Raw genomic sequence first — 7801 nt, forward strand, 5'->3', positions numbered from 1 at the left:
ACCCAATACCCCAAGACTGCAAACGAAGTGCCCAGTTAATCAGCGAGTAAATCATCACTTCATCTGTATCGCTTGGCACGCCTATGCTAAGTTAGGAAGTAATGTAGCCATCCTAAGCTCAAGGTGAGAAATGGTTCGATATCAAGATCTCTCTCGAGAACAGGCCGCTGCGGTGGGTGCGCGCATTTTGCTTAGGCTGCCCGCCGTAATGGAGATCTCCGAATTTGCTGACCGAGATGGTGTCGAAGCATATTTCAAGGCTCTCCTGAGTCTCGCCAATTACCTCGTAGGGTCTGCGATCGGGAATCAGAACTCCAAAGGGGTCGAAGATTTGGCCGCGCTAAAATCCGTCCTAGACGACGCCGCCTTCCTATCAGAGCGATCAAGGATTTCGGCCGAAGCGCCGCGACTTATCGCCATCGCCGCTGGCGCACCGGGTCACGTCGAGTATTTCCACGCGCCGGGCCTCCACGAACGCGATCGGCAAAACCCGGAGATCACAATGTCGGTCGAAATGGCCGCCGAGGCTCTGTCGAGGATCGGCATGACGCGAGAGACGTTCACTGATCCGGCCAAGGCCGACTGCGCTTTGATACTTCAGACTAGAGACCCTCACGGCGCAGCCCTTGATCCGGCGTTCTTCAGGCGCCCGTTGTGGCCAGAGAACACACCTTGGGCTGTGAAGAACGTATTGGTAAGCGAGTGGAGGGAACGCATGTCGGCATTAGGCCTCCGTGGGTTGGTCCACAGTTTCGATAGCTGCCAGGATGGCCTTTTCCCAACAAGCAACAAGCCGCCGGAGGAAACCCGCATGGCGAACCACATTACAATCAATCTCGCCGATGGTTCCACTTGGAATGGCCCAGTCACAGTCGGGCGAGACATCCAGGTCGCCTACCAGGCGGCTGCCAGTTCAGGCGCTATGGAACTGGCGACGGCGCTTACGGAAGTGGTCGAGCTTTCGGCCAAGGCGTTAGAAAAAGTGCCGGACGGTGCAGAAAAAGAAACGGCTTCAAGCCAGCTTAAAACGTTCGTTGAGGAGGCCAAGGCTGATAAACCTAAACGGTGGCTCCTTGAAGCCTCAAGCAGGGGCCTAGTCGAAATCCTTGGCAAGGTCGCCGGGACAGTCGCTCCGGTGGCCACGGCCATTGCGGCGGTCTTAAAGCTCGTCAACGACTAGACGGTAAGGCGCGGCTGCGTAATGCGATACATTGGCAGCTTGTCGGGTGCCAGCGCTTTCGCGGCCAGCTATCCACAACCGGAACAAGCAATAGAAATCCCTCCGCGCCGCCTGAACGAAAGACGACTTTTAGGATCGAGCGTCCGCCCGGCTGACGACCGAAATGGAGGCGCGTCCCGGACCGCGAACTTGGCGAGCGATGTCACGTGTATGCTAGCCGGTAGCTCGTATGCGTTCGCAGTAGCCGTTCATGACAAAGCCCGTTGGGTTAACGTGGTCGCATGGTAACGCGTTCGCAAAGCTGATCTGCGAGTTCTTTGGAAGCGCCCACCGTTTCTACGATGAATTCCGGCGTCATTTCGTAGAACCGTGGCCGGGCCGCCCTTAATGCTCGAATAGAGTCGGGGTATACGGCATCCAAATTAGTGTGAAGATCCAGCGCGCATCTATAGTTCTGAGTGTCGGCGTGGGTGCGAATGTAATCGAGTGCTCGACCCTTGTAATCGGCGATCGGAAACTCGGGGCCATAAATGCTGAACCAAACAGCAGCCCCCTCCTCAATCATCATGGCATCATACTGCCCCCGGTGTGGGGACAGCAGATGCACCACCTCATGCGCAAGCTGGAACGGAAGTCTGCACTCGTCAGCATCCACGCCTGGCGAAATTCCAATCATTGCCTCCTTGTCGTCCGGATAGAGCACCAGTGGCCCCCCTGGCCATTCGGTGACGCCACCGAAAGTCCAATCGGTATCTCGGGGACCAAACGCCCGTTCAGCCTTTGTGAGCAGGTGTTCCGCAATGTCCGAAGCTCTGGGAAGCCTTTTGAAGTTTAGCTGTGGCAACTGTTTTGTCTCCCGATCTACTAGCACAACGGTCTGATCGTCAGTGACGGCTGAAAATCTCTGTTGGGTTCAGGATGAATACCGGAACATGAGCTCACCGCAAGCGAAACCGGGCGAGTAGATGTTTGCAGAAAGGCCGAAGGATCTCTTTCCATTCAGTGTTTCTTATCTCTCGCATTGCAGGCGAGCGGCTGCTTTCGGGAGGTCGCGAAGGCCAGCTCAATGGCCGATATCAGGGCGCATAGCAGACAAGGACATGCAACGAACTATGTGGCTGGCCTGATAACGACGTCTGCGACCGAAACTAGGGCTTGTTGAGATTCATCTTGAGTTTATGACAGCGGCGCAAGCGTAGATCATTGCGGAGAAGTTTCTGTCGGTTTTATCGCTTCTCATGGCGATGGCCTTGAACTCTTTGAGCTTGCAGAAGAAGTTTTCGATCAGGTGTCGCCATTTATAGACTTCCTTGTCGATCTGGATGGGACGCTTGCGTTGCGGACGCTGCGAGATGATGATCGTTGCCCCGCGTTCGTTCATCTCCTCGATGATCCAGTTGGCGTCGAACGCCTTGTCGGCAAGGATCGCACCGAAATCGATCCCTTCTATCAGGGGAGCCACACCGATCGTGTCGTAGCGCTGGCCGGGCAGGAGATGGAAGCGCACGAGGTTTCCGAGGGCATCGGTCAAGGCGAGGATTTTGGTCGTCCAGCCGCCTTTCGATTTTCCGATCGCCTGATTTTGAGTCCCCCTTTTGCGCCGTGTCCGTGGCGGTGGACCGGAACGATCGTTGCATCGATCATCGCATATTCCATGTCCGGATCATCCGAGACCGCTTCGAATATCCGCTCGAATACTCCCTTTCTCGACCAGTCGTCGAAGCGTTTGAACACTGTGTTCCAGTTGCCGAAGTCTTCCGGCAAGTCCCGCCAGGGGCTGTTGGTGCGCGCTTTCCAGAGAACCGCTTCAATAAACAGGCGGTTATCGCCGCCGCTGCGGCCGGGATCGCTGCCCTTGCCAAGGCAATGAGAAGCCATCTTCTCCCACTGGGCGTCCGTCAAGACAGTCCGAATCATCTCCAAACTCCCCAAAAGGAGCTTGAATCACAAAACCGAAATGACCAAAACCCTGATACTCAACAAACCCTAGGGCGCGCAACCGCACGGCTGCTATTGTTCCTGATGCCGCCCATCCGCTTGCAAAGTTATTGAATTTATCGGTATCAGCGCCTCTGCTAGATAGCTGAGGTCGCACGATAAATCGCTGCGAACGCAAACTCTATATAGGAGGGGCAATGACGGAGCCTTTCGAAGATCCTAGATTACCTCACTTTTCTATAATGATGGATGACGGACAGCTAGCGTGGCCAGTGGCAGAGGCCAACGGTGTGACACTTGAGGTCTTCTACCATCGGCTTAGCATTCGCTGGTCGGCCCAAAAGGCAGCAACCCATCCCGCTCCCTCACGGCAGAGAAGATCACCGCCACAGCGGCCGTCGCTTAAGCTATCGACATTCCTCGCTGACGGTCGATTAGCTTGGCCGGTTGCCGCATCAAGAGGCGTAAGCCAAGCCTTGTTCTACGCCCGACTCAAACAGGGGATGACGCCGGATGCAGTGGCGTTCATGCCGGTGATGCCACGGGGATGGCGACACCGTCATGATTAGCGGCAATGGACACGCGACGCCTACGGCCGCGGCTACCGATGCTGCACGGGGCGTAGCTTCGAACGTTCGAGTGGAGGACAGGTTGGGGTGACCGAGAAACTATATACCCGCCTGGCTCGGAGACCACGACAGCTTCACATGGGCGGCCCAAGGTCATGCAGCTTGACGTCATTTTTCAACTGTGCGGCAATGGATTTGCGGTGATCTCCCGCCGTATACCAATCCCACCAATGAAAGTCTTTGCTCATGGAAGCCATGCGAGCGCTTGTGCTGACCGATACGCAACTGCGGGACATGCTGGCGGAAGCCGCCAAACAAGGAGCGGCTCTGGCTGTCGCTGAACTCCGCGCTCAACTTCACCATGCGCCGGACGATGCCACCTTGCAGATGTTGCGGGCCTACCTCGCTGACCCGACGTCACTTGCCGATCCGCATGACCATTGGGCGCATAGCGGCATAATCCGCCACGTTACAGTAACCACGCGCGGCAAGCCGAAATCCACTGCGTGGTTCATGAAGTTCCAGCGTGAAAGCCGCCTGACCGAATGCTTCAGCCGTCCCAGTCCGGCGTTCGGCCGTCGCAGGGAGTGGTCGTTTTTCGACATCAGGCTCGCCTGGAATGCCTACTATCGCAGGCAGTAGCGGCAGGATGCCAAAACCTCTCCATTTCCTTTCCGTCAGGGCGCGGCCTTCTCGCAGGTGCCGACGGACGTGTAGCTGCTGAATTCGCAGGATTCCATGCCGCCATTCACACGGCATTTGTTCGAGGAGGACTGTCTCAGTTCCAGTTTGCCCGTCTCGCTGCCGCCCCTGACCGAAAAATCGTCGGCGGTGCCATCCCCCCAAAATACCGACATCGAGAAGAGGTCATCCGTGGCAATCGTGCTGAACCATACCATTTGACATCCGCTGCCTGTCTTACCGAAGCAGGCAAGCTTGTCATTCTTATCGGCTTCGATTCTGAACTCCGGCGTGTAGGGCATCCGACCAAGTGTCTGGCCCTTGGTTTGGCAGTTGAACGCCACCAGTGACGCGGCACGCTTCTCCGCCGGGAGGTCCACCCGCCAGTAGGCCGAGGGGAATTTGCAGGCCTGGAAAACGAATTCGTTCGTGGTGATCAGCATGAGTTGGTTCTTATAGCTTTGCCTAACGCCGCAGGTGGCCTCTTCGCCCGCCAAGGTCAGGTTGACGTCCTGCCCGTAGCGCTGCCACGTGCCGGTCTGGTCGGTGCCGTTTTTCCGAACCGTGAATTGGCCATCCTTCTTGAATTCCAGCGTTCGGCTGCCGTCTACCCATTTTCCGATCAGGCGGTCGTCTTTCTGCTCGCAGCCGGAGAGCAGCAGGCACGCTGCCATGGCGAGGTAAGGGAGTTTGCGGATGGACATCCTACTTCTTTCCAACGTGATCAGGGGGTTAAGCTCTCGCCAAAGCTTGCCGAACCTTGAGTTGTGTCTCAACGGGTTTTTGGCCTTTGGGTCAGGTGGTAGGTGTTTTTTTCATAAAAGCCAGAAAGATGAGGGCAAACGGGAAGCACGCCGAGAGGATGGACCAGAGGGGAATGCTCTTCCCTTTGGCCTGAGCCATGAACCCGCCGACGATACCGGCAACAATCATGATGATGAAAATCACGGTGGTTCTCCTAGTGCTTTTCGAGGGTCACGCTTGGGCCGAGCTCCTGCCACGTCATGCAGGCGGGAGACTCGATGGTCAGCGTCGAGCCGCTAACCGAAGCCTTGCAGGTCTTGCTGCTGCCGGAGCTGAATGTGACCTTCAACTGGCCGTCATCTAGGATTTTCCACTTGCCTTCGTGGGTTCCCCACGAGGTCAGAAACGTCAACGTGCCGTCAGATTGGAAGTCGGCATAAATATACTGTTTCGAGTACCGCCACGTCGTGCTTTCCCAGCGCCCGACAATAGCGTTTTTGAGGCTGAATGGATTGCAGGCCGTGGCCAGGGAGCAGGCCAGCAAGGGCAGGAGAATTCCGAATTTCCGGACCATGGATATCCTCGACGCGCCGGGATGGCGGGAGATTTTGGATATCAAAAATCACGAGTTTTGACGGCCATCGCGGTGAGTTGGTCCATGTCTTTTCAGAAACGAAAACTTGAATAGATTCAGTATTGCTAAAATATAAATCGAAAAATAAATGTGAATCTTCCCCACTTGCAAAACTCGTGACTTTTGACCACCTATAAATAGGTGAAATTGCCTACGTCTATAATTAACAATATTTAAGGAGTTCAAGGCTTTCCGCCACATAGGGAGGTTTTGAACATGACTACACACGTTTTAAGTCGGGTTGTCGGCTATGCCCGTGTCAGTACTAAGGGACAGGACCTGGCCTATCAGCTGGATAAGCTGGCAGCGGCCGGGTGCGCGGAAGTCTTCCATGAGAAGCGCAGCGGCAAGAGCCGGGACGACCGCCCCGAACTCGCGGCGCTGCTTCAATCCCTCCGCTCCGGCGATCTGGTGCTTGCCACCGTCACCGACCGCATCGCCCGCGATCCGCTCGACATGTTGAACATCGTCGCTGCTGTGCAGAAGGCTGGCGCGGGCCTGCGGCTGCTTGATGAACCGTTCATCGACACGACCTCGGAGTTTTCCGACCTGATCTTGTTTATTGTCGGTTGGGCAGCTCGCTGGCAGCGGTTGCGGATTTTGGAGAATACGGCGCATGGCCGGGAGATGGCGCGGCAGAGGGGCGTGAAGTTTGGCCGGAAGCCGAAGCTTGGGCCAGTTCAGCGGGCAAAGGCTGCGGAGCTGCGAGCAAACGGTGAGTCGTGCGCTCTGATTGCACTGGCGTTCGGGGTCAGTGAAAGCACTATAAATCGCGTCAAACTGATACCGCAGCGACCCGCAGGGGATATCGTGAGAAACATGCCCGGATAAGTGCGCATCAGGTTGTATCGTATTGACTTTGCACCAGCGCATACCAAAGATGCGCCTTTAGAACAAAACGGAAACCGAGGTGGAAATGACCGAGACGAGTGCAGCCGAACCGAAGCTCTTTATCTCATACAGTTGGACCACGCCCGAGCATGAGGCGTGGGTTCTTCAGCTTGCCGAGGAACTGACGAGCCAAGGCATAAACGTCCTTCTCGATAAGTGGGATTTGCAGCCGGGGCATGATGCGAATGCCTTCATGGAAAAGATGGTTGCCGATCCCACCGTTACCAAGGTGTTGCTCATCTGCGATGAAATGTATGCCAAGAAGTCGGATGGGCGTAAAGGCGGGGCAGGGACCGAAGCCCAGATCATTACCCCGGAAATCTACAACCATACGGCGCAGGACAAGTTCGCGGCGGTGGTGCGGGAGCGGGACCGCGAGGGCAAGGCCTTCCTGCCGGTATACTACAAGGGCCGTATCTATTTCGACCTCACCGACCCCTCCACGTACGCGACGGAGTTCGACAAGATCGTGCGCTGGGCATGGGGACAGCAGGTGCACGTGCGGCCCGCCAAGGGGCAGCGGCCATCGTTTCTTGAAGGAAAAACGGTCTCTGGGAAAATCCTGTCGTCAGCCGCTCATCGCCGCGCGATGGACGCCGTGCGTTCGGGTTCCGTCAACGCTGGTCCGGCGGTGCGGGAGTATCTGGACATCATCGCCTCGGGTCTGGAAGACTTCCGAGTGAAAACTGAGCCCGCAACGCGACAGACGTTCGATGACGTCATCGTTGCCAGCATCGAGGAGTTTACGCCGTACAGGAATGAGATGATCGAGCTGTTTGCGGTAATTGCGCAATATGCCCCGGTCCCGGCCCAGACAGAGGCCATAAGGCGTTTCTTCGAAAAGTGCATCCCGTACTTCGATTTCCAAGGGTCCGGAAACTATACCGAATGGGACTTCGACAATTACAGGTTCATCGCCCATGAGCTGTTCCTGTATTGCGTCGGCATGTTCCTCAGGTATGAGCAGTTCACGGCAGCGCAGGAGTTCCTTGATAACGAGTATTATTGGGATGACCGGCGCGAACGTGACAATAAGCGTAACCGGTGTTCTGCCCCCACATTGCCTGCCGCCGCCTGATCTGTGATCGACATTCCATGGATGAGCGACAAGGAGTTTCTCCATGGAGTCTACGTTGGAGGTTCTCACGAGGCGGCAGAGCCGTC

Annotated in this window: 8 protein-coding genes and 1 pseudogene; 4 read left to right on the forward strand and 5 right to left on the reverse strand. The window is 56.3% G+C overall.

The window, feature by feature from the left end; genetic code table 11:
- Window positions 1–208: 208 nt before the first annotated feature.
- Entirely contained in the window at window positions 209–1180 is a 972-nt protein-coding gene (locus C5J26_RS08970; RefSeq protein ID WP_172745794.1) for a hypothetical protein, read from the forward strand.
- A gap of 268 nt (window positions 1181–1448) precedes the next feature.
- On the opposite strand, the gene C5J26_RS08975 is transcribed toward C5J26_RS08970, so the two are convergent.
- Window positions 1449–2024, reverse strand: a complete 576-nt coding sequence (locus C5J26_RS08975) for a hypothetical protein (RefSeq protein ID WP_105401404.1) — start codon at window positions 2022–2024, stop codon at window positions 1449–1451.
- 321 nt (window positions 2025–2345) lie between these two features.
- Window positions 2346–3097: pseudogene (locus C5J26_RS08980) on the reverse strand (IS5 family transposase).
- Window positions 3098–3933: 836 nt separating this feature from the next.
- On the opposite strand from C5J26_RS08980, the gene C5J26_RS08985 reads away from it, so the two are divergent.
- A complete protein-coding gene (locus tag C5J26_RS08985) occupies window positions 3934–4329 on the forward strand; it encodes a hypothetical protein (protein ID WP_105401406.1) in 396 nt (131 codons plus the stop codon).
- Between the two features lie 35 nt (window positions 4330–4364).
- Here C5J26_RS08985 and C5J26_RS08990 read toward each other — a convergent pair whose 3' ends face one another.
- The 3 genes from C5J26_RS08990 to C5J26_RS08995 form a co-directional block, all read right to left on the reverse strand.
- On the reverse strand, window positions 4365–5072 hold the full coding sequence (locus C5J26_RS08990) for a hypothetical protein (protein ID WP_105401407.1): 708 nt from the start codon (window positions 5070–5072) through the stop codon (window positions 4365–4367).
- A gap of 91 nt (window positions 5073–5163) precedes the next feature.
- Window positions 5164–5316, reverse strand: a complete 153-nt coding sequence (locus tag C5J26_RS32600) for a hypothetical protein (RefSeq protein ID WP_172745795.1) — start codon at window positions 5314–5316, stop codon at window positions 5164–5166.
- Window positions 5317–5326: 10 nt separating this feature from the next.
- Window positions 5327–5686 (reverse strand): hypothetical protein, encoded by a 360-nt coding sequence (locus tag C5J26_RS08995; RefSeq protein WP_105401408.1) that lies wholly within the window; start codon window positions 5684–5686, stop codon window positions 5327–5329.
- Window positions 5687–5962: 276 nt separating this feature from the next.
- On the opposite strand from C5J26_RS08995, the gene C5J26_RS09000 reads away from it, so the two are divergent.
- On the forward strand, window positions 5963–6577 hold the full coding sequence (locus C5J26_RS09000; protein WP_105401409.1) for a recombinase family protein: 615 nt from the start codon (window positions 5963–5965) through the stop codon (window positions 6575–6577).
- Between the two features lie 85 nt (window positions 6578–6662).
- Window positions 6663–7715, forward strand: a complete 1053-nt coding sequence (locus tag C5J26_RS09005) for an SEFIR domain-containing protein (RefSeq protein WP_105401410.1) — start codon at window positions 6663–6665, stop codon at window positions 7713–7715.
- Window positions 7716–7801: the final 86 nt, after the last annotated feature.

This window comes from Neorhizobium sp. T7_12, from assembly GCF_002968535.1.
In the GTDB taxonomy this organism is placed as follows: Bacteria; Pseudomonadota; Alphaproteobacteria; order Rhizobiales; family Rhizobiaceae; genus Neorhizobium; species Neorhizobium tomejilense.

What these genes read in the sequence shown, in the direction of transcription:
- C5J26_RS08970 (WP_172745794.1), top strand. Translation starts at nt 209, where the DNA reads ATGGAGATCTCCGAATTTGCTGACCGAGATGGTGTCGAAGCATATTTC.
- C5J26_RS08985 (WP_105401406.1), top strand. Translation starts at nt 3,934, where the DNA reads ATGGAAGCCATGCGAGCGCTTGTGCTGACCGATACGCAACTGCGGGAC.
- C5J26_RS08990 (WP_105401407.1), bottom strand. Translation starts at nt 5,072, where the DNA reads ATGTCCATCCGCAAACTCCCTTACCTCGCCATGGCAGCGTGCCTGCTG.
- C5J26_RS08995 (WP_105401408.1), bottom strand. Translation starts at nt 5,686, where the DNA reads ATGGTCCGGAAATTCGGAATTCTCCTGCCCTTGCTGGCCTGCTCCCTG.
- C5J26_RS09000 (WP_105401409.1), top strand. Translation starts at nt 5,963, where the DNA reads ATGACTACACACGTTTTAAGTCGGGTTGTCGGCTATGCCCGTGTCAGT.
- C5J26_RS09005 (WP_105401410.1), top strand. Translation starts at nt 6,663, where the DNA reads ATGACCGAGACGAGTGCAGCCGAACCGAAGCTCTTTATCTCATACAGT.